This window comes from Thalassobius vesicularis (assembly GCF_004799325.1).
Taxonomy (GTDB): domain Bacteria; phylum Pseudomonadota; class Alphaproteobacteria; order Rhodobacterales; family Rhodobacteraceae; genus Thalassobius; species Thalassobius vesicularis.
Genome location: NZ_SSMD01000010.1, coordinates 12,733 through 31,351, shown reverse-complemented (window position 1 = coordinate 31,351; position 18,619 = coordinate 12,733). Strand labels below are relative to the sequence as shown.

Sequence of the window (18,619 nt, the reverse complement as noted above, 5' to 3'; positions counted from 1 at the left end):
CTCAGACCCCTTCCGGCGGATAGATGGCGACGCCCGTCAGGGTTTGGTTGACGTGGCGGGCGTTGATCTGCTCGCCATAGGTGGACAGGCCCACGACGTTGTGCTGCGACAGGAGGTTGGACAGCTGGCCGGCCAGTTGCTGCTGCTCGGCCTCCATCCGGCGGAAGATGCAGTCGAAGGCGATCACGGCGTCGGGCTTGCCGTGGCGGTTCAAGCGGCCCAGCTGGTTTTCCAGATGCGCGACCATGTCGGTGGATTCGGCCAGCGTCAGCACCACGCCTTCGTCGATGGCCGAGAAGAACACCAGATCGCCGTTCGGCTCCATCCGCTGGATCGAGCGGACGTGGTGCTGGCCGCCGATGCGCACGACGACCGGGTGGGCGGCGAAGGTGAAGGTGGTCAGCTGGCCGGGATCCTTGCCCAGCAGGCGCGCGTATTCCAGCGCGGCGGGCTCGGCGTTGATTTCATGCACGATGCGGCGGGCGGGGTCGGCGCCGGTGACGACCATGCGCGCCTCGGTCGGGCGCAGGTGGTCGGTGTTGAACACCTCGATCCGGCAATCGGTGCGCATCTGCACGACGACAGCGGCGTTGCGGTGGGCGATGCCGTCCTGAATGACCCAGGTTTCCTGAAAGCGGTCGCCATCCCCGGCCGAGCCGCCGAACAGCGGCACAGGGCCGACGCCCATCGACAGGTCGGCGGTCAGGGCGTCTTCGTGCATGGTCAGCCCGTCGACCAGCAGCATGGCGCATTCCGAGTGCCAGTCGGGGGTTTCGCGGGCCGTGTCGTTGCGGTTGCGGATCAGATCGCCAATCAGGTCCTGCGGGTCGTAGGCGTCCAGATCCTCGATCAGCAGGGTGCGGGTGCAGAAATGCCCACGCGGCAGGCCGATGGCGACGATGCGCCCCTCGGCGTAGCCTTCGGAGCACAGCTCTCCGGCCGTGGTGCAGCCGACAACGCGGGCCGGCGCAAAGGCCGAGAAGGCGCGAACGGCCAGCGTGTGGATATCGGCCTGCGGCGAGACGAACAGGATCACGAGATCCAGATCGGCCGGGTTCAGGGCAGTGGCAAGGTCGGCCAGGGCATGATCCGAGTGCACATCGGCGAACGCCGTGCGCACGATATCGGACGCGCCAGGAAACGCCCCCGTAAGGTGGCGGGTCATATCCATCAGGTCTCCTCCCACAGTTCCCTGACGATGAAGGTATGCGCCTCAGGCGCGGTCTTGCAATACGTTGGTGAAGCTCGCCTCTTTCGCGATCAGAACGGCCTGTGTGCGGCTTTGCACGCCCAGCTTGCGCATGATCGCGGTCACATGCGCCTTAACGGTGGTTTCGGCAATCGACAGGTCATAGGCGATCTGTTTGTTCAGCTTGCCTTCGCAGATCAGTTGCAGGATGCGCGCCTGCTGGTTGGTCAGCGAGGCGAGGCGTTCCAGCGTGTCGGCCTGGCTGGGCGCGCTTTCGCGGTCCAGCAGCATGTAGCCCGCCGGGATGAAGATGCCGCCGTTGCGCAGCACGTCAAAGGCGGCCTGGAAGACCTCTCGCTGGGAATGCTTGGGCACGAAGCCGTTGGCGCCTGCATGGATGACGCCGGTGATGACGCGGTTGTCAGCCATCGACGAGACCACGACGATCGGCGCTTGCGTCACGTTGCGCATCCGCACCAGGCCGTCCAGCCCGTTCACGTCGGGCAGGTTCAGGTCCAGCACCACGACGTCGGGCTTGCCGCCCTGCTGGACGAAGGTCAGCGCCTGCTCCAGCGTGGCGGCGGTGTGGATGTCGGTGATCCCCGCCGAGGAGCGCAGCGTCATCGACAGGGCGTCACAGAACAGCGGGTGATCGTCCACGATCAGGGCCGAGCCCAGCTTCATTCCCTCTGAATACACTCTGCTGTTCATGATCCGATGCCTTGCGATACGGGTGTCGTTTCGTTGGAAAAAGGCTAACAAACACACCGGCGCACATCTACTTGCCTAAAGGTCGTATACAGGGAAACGCGCGCCCCGGACAGGGCGCGCGCTGGGTTTTTACAGGTGGGTCAGGCCGTTAGTTCTGGGCCAGCTGGCGCGGAACCTTGAAGGTCCAGACGGTGCCGCCCTGGTTCAGGTAGTTGACCTTTTTGGCCACTTCGCCGCCCCACAGCGGAACCGCGCCACCCCAGCCGGACACGACCGAGACGTACTGCTCGCCGTCCTTTTCCCAGGTGATGGGCTGGCCCACGATGCCCGAGCCGGTCTGGAACGACCACAGTTTCTCGCCGGTTTCGTCGTCCAGGGCGATGAATTCACCCTCGGGGGTACCAAAGAACACCAGACCGCCCGCGGTGGTCATCACGCCGCCCCAGAGGGGGGCTTCGTTCTTGAATTCCCACTTCCACTCGCCGGTGTCGGGGTCGATTGCCTTCAGGCTGCCGATGTGGTCCTCGTAGTTCGGCTTGATGGTGAAGCCCGCGCCCAGATAGGCGGCGCCCTTCTTGTAGGTGATCGGCTCGTTCCAGATGTCCATGCCCCATTCGTTCGAGGGCACGTAGAAGTTGCCGGTCTTCTGGCTGAACGCCATCGGCATCCAGTTCTTGCCACCCAGGAAGGAGGGCGAAGCAAAGATCACCTCGCCTTTCTTGCCATCGGCCGAACCTGCCGGGTTACCGGGGCGGTTTTCCTCGACAAAGATCGGGCGGCCGGTGTCGTCGATGCCCGAAGCCCAGGAGATATCCTTGACGAAGGGCTTGGCCGAGACGAATTTGCCGTCTTCGCGGTTCAGAACGTAGAAAAAGCCGTTGCGGTCGGCGGTGGCGAAACGCTTGTTGCCGGCGCGGTCGACATAGGCCACGACCTCGTTCACGCCGTCATAGTCCCAGCCTTCGCGCGGGGTGGTCTGGAAGTGCCACTTGATCTCGCCGGTATGCGGGTCGATGCCCAGACGGCTGGCGGCATAGAGGTTGTCGCCGGCGTTGCCTTCGGTCGGGGTGCCGGCGTTGCGCAGGTGGCTGTTCCACGGCGCAGGGTTGCCGGCGCCAAAGACCAGCGTGTCGGTATCGGCGTCATACGAGCCGCCCAGCCAGGTCGCACCACCGCCGGTTTTCCACATGTCGCCCGGCCAGGTCGCGTTCAGCGTGCCGGTCATGGTGGATTCCTTGCCGTTCAGCGTGCCCATGTGGCCTTCGATCACGGGACGGGTCCAGACCAGTTCGCCGGTTTCGGCGTTGCGTGCCTGCACTTCGCCGACGATGCCAAACTCGCCGCCCGAGTTGCCGGTGACCACCAGCCCGTTCACGATCAGCGGGGCAGCGGTGTAGGAATAGCCCGCCTTGTAGTCGGCGATCTTTTCCTTCCAGACCACATCGCCGGTCTTCAGGTTCAGCGCGACGATGCGCGCGTCCAGCGTGCCGAAATAGATGTTGTCGCCATAGATCGCCGCACCACGGTTGATCACGTCACAGCAGGGCAGGATGCCTTCGGGCAGGCGGGCGTCGTACTGCCACAGCTCTTTGCCCGAGTTCACGTCGATCGCGTAGAGGCGCGAATACGAGCCGGTGACATACATCACGCCATCATAGACCAGCGGCTGGGTTTCCTGGCCGCGCTGCTTTTCGCCGCCCAGGCTGAAGGCCCAGGTCGGGACCAGGTTCTTCACGTTTTGCTTGTTGATGATGTCCAGCGGGCTGTAGCGCTGCAGGGCACGGCCCATCCCGTTCGTCACCACCTGACTGGTGATGGTCTGGTCGTTGTTCAGATCGTCTTCGGTGACGCCAGCGACGGCAGTGGTTGCTGCCAGAAAGCTTGCGGCGACCGCCATAATGAACCGGTTCATCGGTTTCCTCCCTTGGGGTGTTATCCTAGCCAGAGTGCCTTCCGCACGGACGGTGCTGCGGCTGGTGGCATTATTTGGAGGCGGCGGTTTGGACGAAATTGCACAAAGGTCGTACGACCCTTGAAATCGGTCGGAGGCGATCAGATGAATGGGTGGTTGGGGTGTCGATGTTTTTCGTGAAAGTATAAATTAAAACAGTTGGTAGCGATGCATAGTTAATGTGATACGCAAAGTTGGCACGGGGGGTGACAGGCGCTGCGTCTACGCCCAAAGTCGCCCCCCGGCCGGCGGGCCGGATCAGTCCTGAACGGCCTTTCCATCCCGCGTGGTGACCGAGCGCAGGTACGCCAGGATGAAGTTCTGCACGGTGGTGTCGGTGATGCCGACATGGCGCATCTTGGTGCCGGGCATGAAGCCGCGGTTATCCTCCATCCATGCGCGCAGGGCGGCCTCGGTCCAGACGATCCCCGAGGCGCTGAGCGCGGTCGAGTACGGGTAATCCGGGTAGCTGCCAGCGGCGCGGTCGATCACGTTTTCCAGCGGCGGGCCATAGCTGTCGTGGCTGGCGTCGGTGGCGTGGCAACGGCGGCATTCAGCGGCAAAGAGCTTCTCTCCGGCCTCGACCTTGACGGCCTCGAAGGTGGCGTCATTGGCAAGGGCGGGCAGCGGGGCCAGAGCCAGGCTCAGGGCGATAAGGGTGTGTTTCATCAGGTCCTCCGGGGTTTGGGATGACGCGACATTACCCCTTTTCAAGATGTGTATTTCTTGATAAAGATCAATAAAAGCAGTAACTTAGATGCGACTTTAGTCGTACGACCAAAGTCGTAGACGGGGCGGATCGTTCGGATTGGCAGCGCCAAATTCTTTGAAAGAATTTGGACAAGAATTTTTGAAAAATTCTTGTTCGCCTCCCTCAGAACATCGGTGCATATTTCCAGTTGTCGGCGTCCGGAGTGACCTCGTCCAGATCATAGTCGGCACCTTGCAGGCGTTGGGCGATGTCCAGCCCCTCGGCGGCGGCCTGGTCGACCAGCTGGCGGCCAAGTGCCTCGTTCTGGGCAACGCCGTGACCGCGCATCAGGTCCAGCCCGTAGTTGAACTTGCCCACCGGATCGCCGGTTTCAGCGGCGCGGCGGTCCCAGTCGGCCGAGGCATCGGGGTTGTACTCGCCCCCCAGCCCGTTGTTGTCGAGCTGGCTCATCCACGTCATCGCGGCGGAATAGCCGGCATTGGCGCAGGCCTCGAACAGTTTGCGGGCCAGCTCGTGCCGGCCGGATTTGGTGATGTAATAGCCGGTGGCGCAGGTGGTCATGTCGAGCTTGCCCTCCTCGACATTGCGCATGACGCGGCCAAAGCCGGATTCGAGCGGGTTCAGCTCTCCGCCCGGGTCGTCATCGGTGGCAAGGGCGGGGGTGGCCAGCAACAGGGCGGCGATCATGACGTGTTTCATAAAGGGGCCTCCTGCTGCGAGTGTAGCGCAGGTGGGGGCGTGGGCTAAGCGCGCAGTGGTCGTACGACCTTGGTGCTAGCCCTTGCGGCGCAGCAAGCCCCGCGCCGGATCGTAGCCCCAGAGTGCCAGCGCGAGCAGGATCACCCCGGCCAGCAGGGTCCAGCCGAGGGCGGGCAGGTTGGCCTGGGCGTAGAGGGCGAAGCGGATCATCTCGACCGCGTGGGTGAAGGGGTTCACGGCGCAGATGTCGTGCAGCAGCTCCGAGCTTTCGGCCATTTTCCACAGTGGGTAGAGGGCCGAGGACAGGAAGAACATCGGGAAGATGACGAAGTTCATGACACCGGCGAAGTTTTCCAGCTGCGAGATGGTCGAAGACAGTGCCAGCCCCAGCGCGCCCAGCATCAGCCCGGCGATCAGCAGGGCGGGCAGGACGGCGACATAGCCCAGCGGCGGGAAGGTGATGCCGTAAACGGCGGCGATGCCGAGGAAGGTGTAAACTTGCAGCGCCGAAATCACGGTCGAGGCGATCAGGCGGCACACCAGCAGCCACCAGCGCGGCAGGGGACTGGTCAGCAGCAGGCGCATCGAGCCCATTTCGCGGTCATAGACCAGCGAGAGGGAGCTTTGCATCCCGTTGAACAGCACGATCATGCCGCACAGGCCGGGGACGATGTAGATGTCGTAGGTGATGTAGGTCTCGTACGGCGGGGTGATCGACAGGCCCAGGGCGGCGCGGAACCCGGCGGCGAAGACGATCAGCCAGACCAAGGGGCGGACGAGGGCGGCGATGAAGCGGCCGCGTTGCCGGGTAAAGCGCAGCGCCTCGCGCAGGACGATGGCGTGTAGGGCGATGAGCCAGCTCATGCGGGGGCCCCTGTCAGCGACAGGAAGTAGTCGGCCAAGGGGTGCGGGCCGCGCAGGGGGCCGGCAAGGCCGTCGGCCAGAACGCGGCCCTGATGCAGAACGATCAGGCGGTCGGTGTCGCGGACCTCGTCACTCAGATGCGTGGCCCAGAGGACGGTCAGGCCGGTATCGCGGGCCAGATCGTGGACGTGGTCGGTGATGGTGCGGCGGGCGGCGGCGTCCAGCCCGACGGTGGGTTCGTCCAGCAACAGGACCGAGGGGCGGTGGATCAGGCAGCGGGCAATCTCGGCCCGGCGCCGGTGGCCGCCGTTCAGATCGCGGGCGGTTTCATGAGCGCGTTCGGCCATGCCGAGGCGGTCCAGCGCCTCCATGATGCGGGTATGCGCCTCGCGGCCGGAAATGCCGTGAAGGGCGGCGAAATACGACAGGTTGCGATAGACCGACAGGTCCAGATCCAGCGTGGTTTGCTGGAAGACGACTCCGATCCGGGCCAGCGCAAGGCGGGGATCGCGGGCCAGATCGTGACCGGCGACGCGGATCGTGCCGTGGCGCGTGGTGAACAGGCGCGTCAGCAGCGCCATCAGCGTGGATTTGCCCGCGCCATTGGGGCCAAGCAGGGCGCAGAACGCGCCCGGAGCGATGTCGAAGGAGACCCCGTCCAGCGCCTGTTTCGGGCCGTAGTTGAACCGCAGGTCGTGGACGGAAAGGCCGGTCATCGGATGGTGATCTGCAGGGTTTGCAGATCGCCCGCGCCGGGAACGCGCAGGGTGTAGCTGCCGGGTTTGATAGCGATGAACCCGATCTCCATCTCGCCCGCCTCGTCAAATTCCAGTGAATCCAGCCCCAGCGGGCGGATCTCCAGCCCCTGCACGACGATCTCGTCGATCCAGATCGCGCGGAAGAATTCGGGGCCGATCAGGGCCAGTTCCTGGCTGCCGTCGGACTGGATTTCAAACTCGTAATAGGTGCCGGATGTCAGCTCCCACGGGGCGGCGGCGAGGGGTTCGCCGGCGGACAGGGTGATGGGGGGCAGGTCTTGCTTATTCTTTGACGACAAGAGGCCCGCCATGCCGAATTTCGGCGTGTCATCGTCGGCCAATGCGGGGGAGGCCAGCAGAAGGGCGATCAGCAGGGGTTTCATGGTGCCTCCTTTCAGGGGCGCAGGGCCGCGCCCCAGGGGAAGCGGCCGACCTTGATGGTTTTCAGGGGTTTGCGGCTGGCCACGTCGATGACGGTGACATCGCCGGAAACGCCGTTGGTGGTGAACAGCAGGCTTTTGTCGCTGTTGAAGGCCATGTGCCAGACGCGGCGGCCGACAAGGATGTACTCCTCGACCTCATAGGTCTGGGCGTTGACCACGGCGACGTGGTTCGACGGGCCGAGCGCGACAAAGGCGGTCTGTTCGTCATCGGTGAACTCGAACCCCACGGGCTGGATGCGGTCGGGGTGCACGCCCTTGATGGCAAAGCCGATCTTGGCCTTTTCGGCCTTGGAGCCAGTGTCAAAAACGCTGACCGTGCCGCCGATTTCGGCGCTGACCCACAGCTCGGCCCCGTGGGCGGCGAATTCGGCGTGGCGCGGGCGGGCGTCGACCAGCGTGTTGGCGATGATCTGGCGCGTCTCGGTATCGATCCAATGCGCCATGTTGGTGGTTTCCGAGGTGGTGATGACCATCTGGCCATCGGGGGAAACGGCCATGCCCTCGGGTTCTATCCCGACGTCGATCTGGGCGATCACGGTGCGGGTTTCGGTATCCACGACGGTGGTGATCGCGTCGTTTTCGTTGGCTATGTAGAGGTGCCGGTCATCGGGGTGCAGCACGAATTGCTCGGGGTCTTCGCCCGAGGGCAGGTTGTGCAGGATCTGCCCGGTTTCCGGGTCCATCACCTGCACGGTGTCGCTGTCCGAGGCGCAGATATAGACGCGGCTGTAATCGTGGCTGAAGGTGATGCCGCGCGGGCGCTCTCCGGTCTCGATCGTGCGGGTCACGGACAGCGTGGCGACGTCGATCACGCTGATCGTGTTGTCCTTTTCGTTGGTGACCCAGATTTCCTCGGCCATTGCCGCACAGGGCAGCAGCAACAGGGGCAGCAGCAGTTTCATTGGAAAGCCTCGCATCGGGTTTCGGGTAGGTCGCGGCCCAGCGTGTCCAGCTCGTTGCGCTGGTGCAGGAAGCCTTCGAGGGGCGCTTGCGCGACGACGGCCTCGCCGCTGACCAGCGCGATGGGCTGGCGCAACTGGCCGTTCCACGGGCGGAAGGACAGCGGGCGGCCCTTGAAGGCGGCCAGTTCGAACGCGTCGGACAGGATATAGGCGCGCAGAGTGGCGGGATCGGCGCTGGAGGTGCGGGTGGCGGCCTCGGACAGGGCGCGGATGGCGGCCCAGGAGGCGTAATCCTCGGGGAGCATGTCGCGGGCGGCGAGGGCGCGGAACCGGTCCTGCATCTGCACGGCGCCCCATTGCTCCATCACGCGGTTCCAGGCGACCGGCACCAGCGAGACCGAGCCCGCAACAGGCCGGGCGAGCCACGTGTTGAACGGGATGTAGCGGGCGAAATCGCCCAGCTCGTCCGCGACCAGCAGCAGGTCGTATTTGCCCAAGGATTGCGTGAACAGCGGCACCTCTTGCGAGGCATTGCGGCGCATGTCGGCGTCAAAGGCCCAGGTTTTCTCGGCACCGATCTTCAGGCCGAACTTGCGGGCACTGTCGCGCAGCGCCTGCGCCCAGGCCTGATCGCCCGGATGGGTGCCTTCGATCAGCGCAAGGTCGGTCCAGCGGCGGGCGGCCACGAATTGCATCAGCGCATCGGCGCGCATGTCCTGGTCGGGCAGGGTGTGCAGCAGGTTGGCGCGGCAGTCCTGTTCGCGCAGGGCCGGATCGGCCTGTGTGGCGTTGAACAGCAGCGCGCCGGCGGCCTCGGGCAGGTCGGCGACGGCCAGCATCTCGGCCCCCGGCATGTCCAGCACCACAAGGCGCGTCTCGCCCAGCGCGGTGCGGGCGGCGGCGATCAAATCGCCCTCGGGCGGGACGGACACCAGCGTAAGATCGTAGGTATGGCCCAGGAATTTTCCGGTGGTGCGGCTGTCGTTGATCGCCAGCTCGGCCCCTGCGACGCCAAGGTCGGCCGGCACCTCGTCCAGGTTCGACAGCACGGGGGGGCGGATCTGTTCGTGGCGCAGGTAGGTCACGCGCACGGCGACATCGGCGGCGGCCGAAAATGCCGAAAGCGCCAGAACGCCAGCTGTCAGAACCAGTCGTCGCATGAGTGTCCTCCCGTAGTGCGACGAAGGTACGGGCAGGGTGCACCCCGCTGCCATTAGACCAAAGTCGGGAATCCGGCCGAAGTTGAACGAAGGTCGAATATCCCTGTCGGATCAAGGCGGTTTAAGACCCGGTAAAAGCCACTCAACGGGAGGACCCGAGAATGAAACGCACCGCTTTGACCGCCCTTGGATTGCTGACCGCCGCGTCGATGGCGCTGGCCCATGGTGATGTCGCGCCGCAGCCTGTCGACACCGATGCCCTGCCCGAAGTGGGCGAGGACTGGCTGGAGGAAAACCCCTATCGCGGCCAGGGCCCCGAAGTCTGGCAGGCGGCTGTGGATATCGGCAGCTCGGGCTATAACCAGAACTGCGCGCGTTGCCACGGGCTGGGTGCGGTGTCGGGCGGTCTGGCCCCCGACCTGCGCTATCTGGAGGCCAACGAGGACGGCGACATGTGGTTCGTCGAGCGGTTCCAGACCGGCTATACCCAGAACGGGATCACCAAGATGCCGGCCTTTGGCGAGTTGCTGGGCCAGAAAGCCGCCTGGGCCATCCGCACCTATATCGAGACCCGCCCCGATGACGGCGAGCTGGACGATTACTCGGCCCGTCTGGGTGAAATCCGCGATCAGCTGGCCGCGATGGCCACCGGGGGCGAGGGCGACCGCGACGCGCTGGTCACCGAGTTGCAGGGCATCGCAGACAAGATCGAGACCGCCTCGGGCGCGCCTCTGGCTGACAGCGTGGCGTATCGCGCGGCACATCTGATTTCCGGCGACACGCCGAATTATCAGGGCGCCGCCGAGGCGCTGACGATCGGACTTTCCGCGGCGCACTGAGCGGAAAGGATTGGGGCACATGGTCAAAGCATCGCTTTCCCTCGGACTTGTTCTGAGCTTCTCCCTCCTGGCTGAGCCCGCTCTGGCCCGATGCGAAGGCTATGTGCCCCAACCCAAACCCCAGAACGCCAGCCGCGATATCGTCGGCGCGGATCTGGATGCCATCCAAGAGCGCGGCTACATCACCTTTGCCGCCTACGAGGATTTCGCCCCCTGGTCCTGGGAGGAGGCCGGCAAGCCGCGCGGGGTCGATATCGACATTGCCCGGCTGATCGCGGCCGATCTGGGCGTCGAGGCGCGTTTTACCCTGGTTGGCGCGGGCGAGACGCTGGACGCCGACCTGCGCAACTGGATCTGGAAGGGGCCGGTGGTCAGCGGGGCGGTCGCCAACGTGATGCTGCACGTGCCCTATGACAGCGATTTTGCCTGCCGGATCGAGCAGGTCACCTTTACCGGCACCTACCATGTCGAGGAAATCGCGATCGCCTATCGCAAGGACGCCTATCCCGAGCCGGATGAAAAGCCCGTCCCGGCCTATTTCCGCTTCGACAAGGTGGCGGTCGAGAATGACTCGATCTCGGATTTCTACCTGTCCTCGTTTCCGGGCGGCGCGCTGGCGGGCAACGTGAACCGCTATGCCAACATGCAGCAGGCGATGGCCGCGATGGGCCGGGGCGAGACGAAGGCAGCAATGGGCACCCGCGCCCAGCTGGAATTCGGCCTGACCGACGCGATGGCCCTGCACACCCCGCCGCTGCCCGGCTTTGCCAAGGGCAAATGGACGGTCGGCGTGGCCACGCATTTCTCCTATAAGGCGCTGTCTTATGCCGTGGACGACGCCATTGCAGCCGCCATTCAGGACGGCCGTCTGGAAGCGATTTTCGCCAGCTACGGCCTGAGCTTCACCCCCCCGGAACTGCGCTGACTACGCCTTTGGTCTTATAGCGCCGTTCTGCAATTTCCTGCCTAATTTTGGCAGGCCCAACAGGAGTACAGCAATGGAACTGAAGGACACTCGGGAAATCGCCGCACCGCGCGCTGCCGTCTGGGCGGCCCTGCTGTCGGCGGACGTGCTGAAGGACTGCGTTCCCGGCTGCCAAGAGATGGCGGGCTCGGCCGAGGATGGGTTCGAGGCGACGGTCGTGCAAAAGGTCGGCCCGGTGAAGGCCACGTTCAAGGGCACGGTCAGCCTGTCCGACATCGTCGAAGGCCAAAGCCTGACCTTGTCGGGCGAGGGCAAGGGCGGTGCTGCCGGTTTCGCCAAGGGCGAGGCCAAGGTTCAGCTTGCCGACTCGGGCGCGGGCACTACTCTGACCTATGAGGTAGACGCCAAGGTGGGCGGCAAACTGGCCCAGCTGGGCAGCCGGATCATCGACAGCTTCGCCAAGAAAATGGCCGACGATTTCTTCGCCCGGTTCCAGGCCGCTGTCGAGGCCGAGGCGGATGTGTCGGCGTCCGAAGAAGCCCCGGTTGAGGAGCCGGACGCAAATAAAACCGACGATGCGCCGAAGAAAGGCTTGCTGAAACGCCTCTTCTCGCGCTGAAATCAGATTAGTCTATGGGAGGACATAATAATGAAGATTACCATGACCGTGAACGGGAAGACCCGTTCGGGCGAGGCCGAGGGGCGCACGCTTCTGGTCAATTTCCTGCGCGACACGCTGGGATTGACCGGCACCCATGTCGGCTGTGACACCAGCCAGTGCGGCGCCTGCGTCGTGCATGTGAACGGCCAGGCCGTGAAATCCTGCACCATGCTGGCCGCCGAAGCGGACGGTGCGCAGGTTTCCACCATCGAGGGGCAGGCCGCCCCGGACGGCACGCTGAACACCATCCAGCAGGCGTTCCAGGATCACCACGGGCTTCAGTGCGGGTTCTGCACGCCGGGCATGGTGATGTCGGCGACCGCGCTGCTGAAGGAAAACCCCAAGCCGACCGAAGCCGAGATCCGGCATTACCTGGAGGGCAACATCTGCCGCTGCACCGGGTACCACAACATCGTCAAGGCGATCATGGCGGCGTCCGGTCAGGACGTGGGCGCCATCGCGGCTGAATAACAAACATTTCCAGGGAGGAAAGAACATGCCCAAAGACGGCATTGGCGCCAGCACCAAGCGGCGCGAGGACATTCGTTTCCTGACCGGCGCCGGGAATTACACCGACGACATCAACATCCACGGTCAGACTTACGCGCATTTCGTCCGCTCGGACGTGGCGCACGGCAAGATCAACAACATCGACACCTCGGCCGCCGAGGCGATGGACGGCGTGATCAAGATCTTCACCGCCGCCGATTTCGCCTCGGCTGGCGGTATCCCCTGCGGCTGGCAGGTCACCGACCGCTTCGGTCAGCCCATGCAGGAGCCCAAGCACCCGATCCTGGCCGAAGGCAAGGTCCGCCATGTGGGCGACCCGATCTGCGTCGTCATCGCCGAAACGCTGGAGCAGGCGCGCGACGCCGGCGAAGCGATCGAGATCGACATCGAGGAACTGGAACCCGTCCTGAACATGAAGGACGCGCTGAAGGACGGCGCCACCAAGGTGCATGACGACCTGACCAGCAACCTGTGCTACGACTGGGGCTTCGTTGAGGAAAACCGCGACGCGGTGGACGCCGCCATCAAGTCGGCGCATCACGTCACCACGCTGGAACTGGTCAACAACCGTCTGGTCCCCAACCCGATGGAGCCGCGCGTCGCCGTGGGCCACTATGCCCGCGCCAATGACGAATACACGCTCTACACCACCTCGCAGAACCCGCACGTCATCCGCCTGCTGATGGGCGCGTTCGTGCTGGGCATCCCCGAGCACAAGCTGCGCGTCGTGGCCCCCGATGTGGGCGGCGGGTTCGGCTCGAAGATCTACCACTACGCCGAAGAAGCCTTTGTGACCTACGCGTCCAAGGTCATCAACCGGCCGGTGAAATGGACCTCGACCCGCTCCGAGGCGTTCATCTCGGACGCGCATGGCCGCGACCACGTCACCAAGATCGAACTGGCGATGGACGAGAACTACATGTTCACCGCCGTGCGCACCGACACCTACGCCAACATGGGCGCGTACCTGTCGACCTTTGCGCCCTCGATCCCGACCTGGCTGCACGGCACGCTGATGGCGGGCAACTACACCACGCCGCTGGTCTATGTGAACGTGAAGGCCGTGTTCACCAACACCGTTCCGGTTGACGCCTATCGCGGCGCGGGCCGCCCCGAGGCGACCTTCCAGCTGGAGCGCGTGATCGACAAGGCCGCCCGTGAAATCGGCATGGACCCGGCCGAGCTGCGTCGCCGCAACTTCATCAAGCCCGAGCAGTTCCCCTACCAGACCCCCGTGGCGGTGATGTACGACACCGGCAACTACCACGCGACGCTGGACAAGGCGCTGGAGATGACCGACTACGCCAACTTCGACAAGCGTGCGGCGGAATCCAAGGCCCGCGGCAAGCTGCGCGGCTATGGTCTGGCGCATTTCATCGAGGCCTGCGGCATCGCGCCGTCCAACCTGGTTGGTCAGCTGGGTGCACGTGCGGGTCTCTATGAATCCGCGACCGTGCGGGTGAACGCGACCGGCTCGATCTCGGTGTTCACCGGCTCGCACAGCCACGGGCAGGGGCATGAAACCACCTTTGCCCAGGTCGTGGCCGAGATGATCGGCATCGACGTCAGCCAGATCGACATCGTCCATGGCGACACGTCGAAAACCCCGATGGGCATGGGCACCTATGGCTCGCGCTCGATCGCGGTTGGCGGGTCGGCGATGGTCCGGGCAACCGAGAAGATCATCAACAAGGCCAAGAAGATCGCGGCCCACCTGCTGGAAGCCTCCGAGGCCGATATCGAGCTGAAAGACGGCAAGTTCAGCGTCGCGGGCACTGACAAGTCGGTCGAATGGGCGGGTGTCACCCTGGCGGCCTACGTGCCCCACAACTACCCGCTGGAGAACCTGGAACCGGGGCTGGAGGAAACCGCCTTCTACGACCCGGCCAACTTCACCTACCCGTCGGGCGCCTATGTCTGCGAGGTCGAGGTCGATCCCGACACCGGCAAGGTGGACATCCTGGGCTTCACCGCTGCGGACGATTTCGGCAACGTCATCAACCCGATGATCGTGGCCGGACAGGTCCATGGCGGCGTGGCACAGGGCATCGGTCAGGCGCTGCTGGAAAACACCGTGTTCGACGAAAACGGCCAGCTGCTGACCGGCTCGTTCATGGACTACGCGATGCCGCGCGCCTCGGACATGCCGTCGTTCGACGTGGACCATTCGTGCCAGACGCCCTGCACCCACAACCCGCTGGGCGTGAAAGGCTGCGGCGAGGCCGGGGCGATCGGCTCGCCACCCGCAGTGGTCAACGCAGTGATCGACGCGCTTCAGCGCGGCGGCTACAACGTGGATCATATCGACATGCCCGTCAGCCCCTCGCGGGTCTGGGCAGCGATGCAGCAAGGCTGAGAAGGAGAGAGAGATGTACAACTTCGAGTTCGTGAAACCCTCCACCGTGGCCGAAGCTGTGGCCGCCCTGAAGGACGAAGGCGCGCAGGCGCTGGGGGGCGGCCAAACCCTGCTGCCCACCATGAAACAGCGCCTGGCCTCGCCGGAAACGCTGGTCAGCCTGTCGGGCATCGCCGAGATGATCGGTGTGAACGCAGCAGGCGGCACCGTCACCATTGGCGGCGCCACGTCCCATGCGGCGGTAGCAGCGCAGGCCGGGGCCTACCCGGCGCTGGCAGCCCTGGCTGGCGGTATCGGCGATCCGGCAGTGCGCAACCGTGGCACCATCGGCGGCTCGGTCGCCAACAACGACCCGGCGGCCTGCTACCCGTCGGCGGTGCTGGCCTCGGGGGCCACGGTCGTGACCAACGCGCGTGAAATCGCGGCTGACGACTACTTCCAAGGCATGTTCGCCACCGCTCTGGAGGAGGGCGAGATCATCACCGCGATCCGCTTCCCCGTCCCGCAGGCGGCCAACTACCAGAAGTTCGAACAACCCGCCTCGCGCTTTGCGATGGCTGGCGTGTTCGTGGCCAAATACGCCGATGGCGTGCGCGTGGCCGTCACCGGTGCCGGCAATGACGGCGTGTTCCGCTGGGCCGAGGCCGAAGCGGCGCTCTCCGCCAACTTCTCGCCCGCCGCGATCGAAGGCCTGTCGCTCTCGGGCGACGACATGATCGGCGACGTGCACGGCTCGGGCGCCTATCGCGCACATCTGGTAAAGGTCCTGACCAAACGCGCCGTCGCAGCCTGCGGTTAAGGCACTGAAATACCCGTGACTAGGGGCGCTCGGTCATCCGGGCGCCCCACTTCTTTGTTGCTGTCGGATTTGAGTATTTTGGTCAGAAAGAAGCCGAAATGCGGCGTCCTTCTCCGCCCGCGCGCGGTAAGAAAAAGGACGGCACCCTGCTTCTTTCTGATGCAAATACTCACGGCCAGACCTGACCGTTTGCCGGGCGCTTGAGGTCAGATCATCCGCCGTTCGCCGTGTTCATCGACCAAAAGCACCGAGACCTGCTCAGGCAGCAGCGCCAGTGTCGTGCGGATGTAGGCTTCGTTCATCAGTGAGAACCCTGTCGAGAGCGCATCGGCCAACGTGGCGCTGTTGGCTTCTACGCTGACGGTGGACCAGAGTGGCGCGTTCGGTCCCAGCAGGTGGCTGCGTCCTCCGACCTGCGTGGCAAGGGCCGAGGAAGTGGCGATGGCGCGGTCGTGTAGTGTGCGTGTGGCGATCAGACCTTGCGAGGGGTCCGCGATGCCCAGGCGCCAGGGGCCTCCGAGGGCGGCGAATTCACCGATATTGACCAGCACCCGATGTAGGCCCAGCGCGCGCAGACGCGCAGCGATGCGGTCGGTGGCGTAGCCCTGTGCGATGCCGTTCAGGGTCAGGGCTTGGCCGGGGGCGAGGGTGATTTCGTGCTCGCAGATCCTGACGCGGTCCCAGCCGATCAGCCGTTGTGCGGCTTGGGTATCCCCACCCGTGGCGAGGGCCTGCCACAGCGGTTGAACGGTTGGGTCAAACACGCCTGCGGTCCAGCGATGGGCGTCGTTGGCGTGGCGCAGCAGGTCCAGCAGGTCGGGGTGGGGGTCGGATAGGCGACCCGCTGCATTCAGCTGCGACAGGAGCGAGGTGGGATCGTAGAGGCTGAAGAGCGCCTCGATATGGGACAATTCGGTTTGGACAGCTGTGATCGCGGCCTGCGCTTGCGCGTTGGTGGCGTGCAGGGTCAGCGCGGCCTCGGCCCCCAATGCGCGGCCCGTCCAGTGGATGGGATCGGCGCGGGCGGGCAGGGCCAGGGCGGCGGCCGAAATGGCCAGGAAACGGCGGCGGTTCATTCGGCGGCCCTCCGGGTTTCGCGGCGCGCGGCCAGGATCAGTGGCACGCAGCGGCGCGTGTCGTCATGGATGGAGACGCAATCAAGGCATTGGAAACACTCGGAATACTGGATGTCTCCCTTAGGGGTGATGGCGCGGTAATTGCATTTGACGCGGCACAGTTGGCAGGGAGAGCCGCATTCGCGCCGCCGGGCGATCCAGTCGCGGCCGCGCAGCAGCCCGCCGATCGCCATGACCGCGCCTAGCGGGCAGACATAGCGGCAGAACCCTTTGAAGGTCATCATGCCCAGCACCAGCCAGCCCGCCGCGTAGGCGACGTAGTACCACTCGCGGATAAAGAACGTGGTGACGGCGGTCTTGAAGGGCTCCAGCTCGGCCACTTGGTCGATGCGGTCGGGGGCCAGCAGGGCTGTGGCGATCATCCCGGCCAGCAGTACGTATTTCACGCGTTTCAGGCGGGTATCCCAGCGGGCGGAGGGCTCTAGCACGGGCAGGCGCAGCAGGCGGCCCAGATGGTGGGCGAACTCTTGCATCGCGCCGAAGGGGCACAGCCAGCCGCAGAACAGGCCACGGCCCCACAGGAAAAACCCGATCCCGCCGGCGGCCCAGATCAGCAGGGAAAACGGATCGTAGAGCAGGAAGGCGAAGGAGCCGCCCTCGGTTGCGGTGCGCAGGGTCGCCAGCACCGTGACAATGGACAGTTGCCCCTGACCCCACCAGCCGACGAAACCGATGACGAAGGCCAGTATGCTGAGCCGGACGGGTGTCAGCACATGACGCGCGGCCAAGGCGGATTGGCGTAGCAGCAGCGCAGCCAGCAGGGCGGTCAGGAACACGCCCAGCACGATCAGGTCGGGGGCGCGGTGGCGCAACGCTTCCGCCCATGGTGGGGCAGCGCGCTGCGCTTCGGGGCGGGTAAAAAAGCGCTCGGTCGGGGTGACGGGGACGGTCAGGGTGGCCGAGCCGGTTTCGGGCTGGAACATCCCGTGTTCGCGGGTGGCGGCGACGTGCAACTCCCACGCTGTGGCCGGGTCGAACCCCAGCCGCCGGTCGGTGCGCAGGATCAGGGTCGCCCCCTCGGGCACCTCGGGGCGCAGAGAGATCAGCAGATCTGAATCGCGCAGCGCGATGGGCAGGCCGTTTTGCTGCGCGCTCAGCCAGTCGGGGGCGGTGTTGCGCACGAAATCGGGGCCGACAAGGCCGTGGCGGGCGGTCTCGATCACTAGGATCGGCTCGTCATTGGTCGAGATGGTCAGGAACCCCTCCAACTCGCGCATTCCGCGCGCGTCCAGCACGGCGTGGGCGACGGATTTGGGGCCGATATCCACGATCCAGAGGTCCAGATAGGGGGCGTTTGGGTCTTCGCGGGCCTCGGCGTCGTCATCCTCCCACAGGGTGCCGGCAAAGGCCGCGTCGACCTGCGCGTTGCTGACGACATGATGCGTTGCGATGCCCTGGGCGACCAGATCGGCCCATGTCAGCGCCTCGTCCACCGACGGATCGGGATAGGCGGGGGGCGACAGGTTCAGCCCCTGCATTTTCTCGCGCGCGACGGCCAGCGCGGCGCCCATGATGGATTCATGCGCGATGCGCACGCTGGCGGTCGCCTTCGTCACCCCGTCCAGATAGACCAGTGACGACCCATGCGCCGCGCCGCCATAGGGCGTGCCCACCACGATCGACGAGGCGATAGAGAGGCCGCGATACTGCTCCAGGAACTGGTTCAGGGGCGCTTCGCCAAGGCCCGAGACAAAGATCGGCTCGTTATGGTCGATCAGGCGGACGTCGAGGAATTTGCCCTCGGTATCCAGCACGACCAGCATGTTGATCGGTGCGCCGGAAAAGCCGGGCAGGGGGGCCAGCGGTTCGGTCTCGAACACGTAGCCCGCCTCGGCCCCGCCGGAATTCAGCAGCGAATATACACCCTTATCGTTCAGCGGCTCGCCCAGAGAATAGGGCGGCAGCACCAGTTCGGCCAGCGCCTCGCGCGCCAGACGGGCCTGCGCGGGCAGGCCGGAACACAACAGGAAAAGGGTCAGCAAAAGGGTCCGCATGGGCCGAAAG

At 65.0% G+C, this 18,619-nt stretch carries 18 protein-coding genes; 6 read left to right on the top strand and 12 right to left on the bottom strand.

Annotation, left to right across the window (positions count from 1 at the left end):
* Nucleotide 1 precedes the first annotated feature (1 nt).
* The 10 genes from E7681_RS16660 to E7681_RS16615 all read right to left on the bottom strand — a co-directional run bounded on the left by E7681_RS16660 (nt 2) and on the right by E7681_RS16615 (nt 9,389).
* Nucleotides 2-1,171 carry an FIST N-terminal domain-containing protein gene (locus tag E7681_RS16660; RefSeq protein ID WP_136340397.1) on the bottom strand — a complete coding sequence of 390 codons (1,170 nt, stop codon included), beginning with the start codon at nt 1,169-1,171 and terminating at the stop codon, nt 2-4.
* 42 nt (nt 1,172-1,213) lie between these two features.
* Nucleotides 1,214-1,900 (bottom strand): response regulator transcription factor, encoded by a 687-nt coding sequence (locus E7681_RS16655; RefSeq protein ID WP_246032519.1) that lies wholly within the window; start codon nt 1,898-1,900, stop codon nt 1,214-1,216.
* 148 nt (nt 1,901-2,048) lie between these two features.
* Nucleotides 2,049-3,812: a PQQ-dependent methanol/ethanol family dehydrogenase gene (locus tag E7681_RS16650; protein WP_136340396.1), complete on the bottom strand. Its 1,764-nt coding sequence runs from the start codon at nt 3,810-3,812 to the stop codon at nt 2,049-2,051.
* Nucleotides 3,813-4,109: 297 nt separating this feature from the next.
* Nucleotides 4,110-4,520 carry a c-type cytochrome gene (locus tag E7681_RS16645; protein WP_136340395.1) on the bottom strand — a complete coding sequence of 137 codons (411 nt, stop codon included), beginning with the start codon at nt 4,518-4,520 and terminating at the stop codon, nt 4,110-4,112.
* Between the two features lie 205 nt (nt 4,521-4,725).
* Nucleotides 4,726-5,262, bottom strand: coding sequence for a tetratricopeptide repeat protein (locus tag E7681_RS16640; RefSeq protein WP_136340394.1), 537 nt, complete (start codon nt 5,260-5,262; stop codon nt 4,726-4,728).
* Nucleotides 5,263-5,337: 75 nt separating this feature from the next.
* On the bottom strand, nt 5,338-6,126 hold the full coding sequence (locus E7681_RS16635; RefSeq protein ID WP_136340393.1) for an ABC transporter permease: 789 nt from the start codon (nt 6,124-6,126) through the stop codon (nt 5,338-5,340).
* Nucleotides 6,123-6,842, bottom strand: coding sequence for an ABC transporter ATP-binding protein (locus E7681_RS16630; protein ID WP_136340392.1), 720 nt, complete (start codon nt 6,840-6,842; stop codon nt 6,123-6,125). Before E7681_RS16630 ends, E7681_RS16635 begins: the two co-directional genes overlap by 4 nt.
* A complete protein-coding gene (locus E7681_RS16625; RefSeq protein WP_136340391.1) occupies nt 6,839-7,267 on the bottom strand; it encodes a cupredoxin domain-containing protein in 429 nt (142 codons plus the stop codon). Before E7681_RS16625 ends, E7681_RS16630 begins: the two co-directional genes overlap by 4 nt.
* 11 nt (nt 7,268-7,278) lie before the next feature.
* Entirely contained in the window at nt 7,279-8,229 is a 951-nt protein-coding gene (locus E7681_RS16620) for a YVTN family beta-propeller repeat protein (protein ID WP_211089813.1), read from the bottom strand.
* Complete coding sequence (locus tag E7681_RS16615) at nt 8,226-9,389, bottom strand: ABC transporter substrate-binding protein (RefSeq protein WP_136340389.1); 1,164 nt, start codon at nt 9,387-9,389, stop codon at nt 8,226-8,228. Before E7681_RS16615 ends, E7681_RS16620 begins: the two co-directional genes overlap by 4 nt.
* Nucleotides 9,390-9,550: 161 nt before the next feature.
* On the opposite strand from E7681_RS16615, the gene pedF reads away from it, so the two are divergent.
* The 6 genes from pedF (at nt 9,551) to E7681_RS16585 (ending at nt 15,479) form a co-directional block, all read left to right on the top strand.
* Nucleotides 9,551-10,228 carry a cytochrome c-550 PedF gene (pedF, locus tag E7681_RS16610; RefSeq protein WP_136340388.1) on the top strand — a complete coding sequence of 226 codons (678 nt, stop codon included), beginning with the start codon at nt 9,551-9,553 and terminating at the stop codon, nt 10,226-10,228.
* A gap of 19 nt (nt 10,229-10,247) precedes the next feature.
* A complete protein-coding gene (locus tag E7681_RS16605; protein WP_136340387.1) occupies nt 10,248-11,153 on the top strand; it encodes a substrate-binding periplasmic protein in 906 nt (301 codons plus the stop codon).
* 73 nt (nt 11,154-11,226) lie between these two features.
* Nucleotides 11,227-11,772, top strand: coding sequence for an SRPBCC family protein (locus E7681_RS16600; RefSeq protein ID WP_136340386.1), 546 nt, complete (start codon nt 11,227-11,229; stop codon nt 11,770-11,772).
* A 27-nt stretch (nt 11,773-11,799) separates the two neighbouring features.
* Nucleotides 11,800-12,285 (top strand): (2Fe-2S)-binding protein, encoded by a 486-nt coding sequence (locus E7681_RS16595; RefSeq protein WP_136340385.1) that lies wholly within the window; start codon nt 11,800-11,802, stop codon nt 12,283-12,285.
* 25 nt (nt 12,286-12,310) lie between these two features.
* Nucleotides 12,311-14,680, top strand: a complete 2,370-nt coding sequence (locus E7681_RS16590; protein ID WP_136340384.1) for a xanthine dehydrogenase family protein molybdopterin-binding subunit — start codon at nt 12,311-12,313, stop codon at nt 14,678-14,680.
* Nucleotides 14,681-14,693: 13 nt separating this feature from the next.
* The gene (locus tag E7681_RS16585) at nt 14,694-15,479 is read left to right on the top strand and encodes an FAD binding domain-containing protein (protein ID WP_136340383.1); all 786 of its coding nucleotides are present in this window, start codon (nt 14,694-14,696) and stop codon (nt 15,477-15,479) included.
* 206 nt (nt 15,480-15,685) lie between these two features.
* On the opposite strand, the gene E7681_RS16580 is transcribed toward E7681_RS16585, so the two are convergent.
* Nucleotides 15,686-16,555: an FAD:protein FMN transferase gene (locus E7681_RS16580; RefSeq protein ID WP_136340382.1), complete on the bottom strand. Its 870-nt coding sequence runs from the start codon at nt 16,553-16,555 to the stop codon at nt 15,686-15,688.
* A complete protein-coding gene (locus tag E7681_RS16575) occupies nt 16,552-18,609 on the bottom strand; it encodes a 4Fe-4S binding protein (protein ID WP_136340381.1) in 2,058 nt (685 codons plus the stop codon). The genes E7681_RS16580 and E7681_RS16575 overlap by 4 nt, the downstream gene beginning before the upstream one ends.
* Between the last annotated feature and the right edge of the window lie 10 nt (nt 18,610-18,619).

Coding starts and splice junctions, on each gene's coding strand:
- E7681_RS16660 (WP_136340397.1), bottom strand. CDS start 1,171: ATGGATATGACCCGCCACCTTACGGGGGCGTTTCCTGGCGCGTCCGAT.
- E7681_RS16655 (WP_246032519.1), bottom strand. CDS start 1,900: ATGAACAGCAGAGTGTATTCAGAGGGAATGAAGCTGGGCTCGGCCCTG.
- E7681_RS16650 (WP_136340396.1), bottom strand. CDS start 3,812: ATGAACCGGTTCATTATGGCGGTCGCCGCAAGCTTTCTGGCAGCAACC.
- E7681_RS16645 (WP_136340395.1), bottom strand. CDS start 4,520: ATGAAACACACCCTTATCGCCCTGAGCCTGGCTCTGGCCCCGCTGCCC.
- E7681_RS16640 (WP_136340394.1), bottom strand. CDS start 5,262: ATGAAACACGTCATGATCGCCGCCCTGTTGCTGGCCACCCCCGCCCTT.
- E7681_RS16635 (WP_136340393.1), bottom strand. CDS start 6,126: ATGAGCTGGCTCATCGCCCTACACGCCATCGTCCTGCGCGAGGCGCTG.
- E7681_RS16630 (WP_136340392.1), bottom strand. CDS start 6,842: ATGACCGGCCTTTCCGTCCACGACCTGCGGTTCAACTACGGCCCGAAA.
- E7681_RS16625 (WP_136340391.1), bottom strand. CDS start 7,267: ATGAAACCCCTGCTGATCGCCCTTCTGCTGGCCTCCCCCGCATTGGCC.
- E7681_RS16620 (WP_211089813.1), bottom strand. CDS start 8,229: ATGAAACTGCTGCTGCCCCTGTTGCTGCTGCCCTGTGCGGCAATGGCC.
- E7681_RS16615 (WP_136340389.1), bottom strand. CDS start 9,389: ATGCGACGACTGGTTCTGACAGCTGGCGTTCTGGCGCTTTCGGCATTT.
- pedF (WP_136340388.1), top strand. CDS start 9,551: ATGAAACGCACCGCTTTGACCGCCCTTGGATTGCTGACCGCCGCGTCG.
- E7681_RS16605 (WP_136340387.1), top strand. CDS start 10,248: ATGGTCAAAGCATCGCTTTCCCTCGGACTTGTTCTGAGCTTCTCCCTC.
- E7681_RS16600 (WP_136340386.1), top strand. CDS start 11,227: ATGGAACTGAAGGACACTCGGGAAATCGCCGCACCGCGCGCTGCCGTC.
- E7681_RS16590 (WP_136340384.1), top strand. CDS start 12,311: ATGCCCAAAGACGGCATTGGCGCCAGCACCAAGCGGCGCGAGGACATT.
- E7681_RS16585 (WP_136340383.1), top strand. CDS start 14,694: ATGTACAACTTCGAGTTCGTGAAACCCTCCACCGTGGCCGAAGCTGTG.
- E7681_RS16580 (WP_136340382.1), bottom strand. CDS start 16,555: ATGAACCGCCGCCGTTTCCTGGCCATTTCGGCCGCCGCCCTGGCCCTG.
- E7681_RS16575 (WP_136340381.1), bottom strand. CDS start 18,609: ATGCGGACCCTTTTGCTGACCCTTTTCCTGTTGTGTTCCGGCCTGCCC.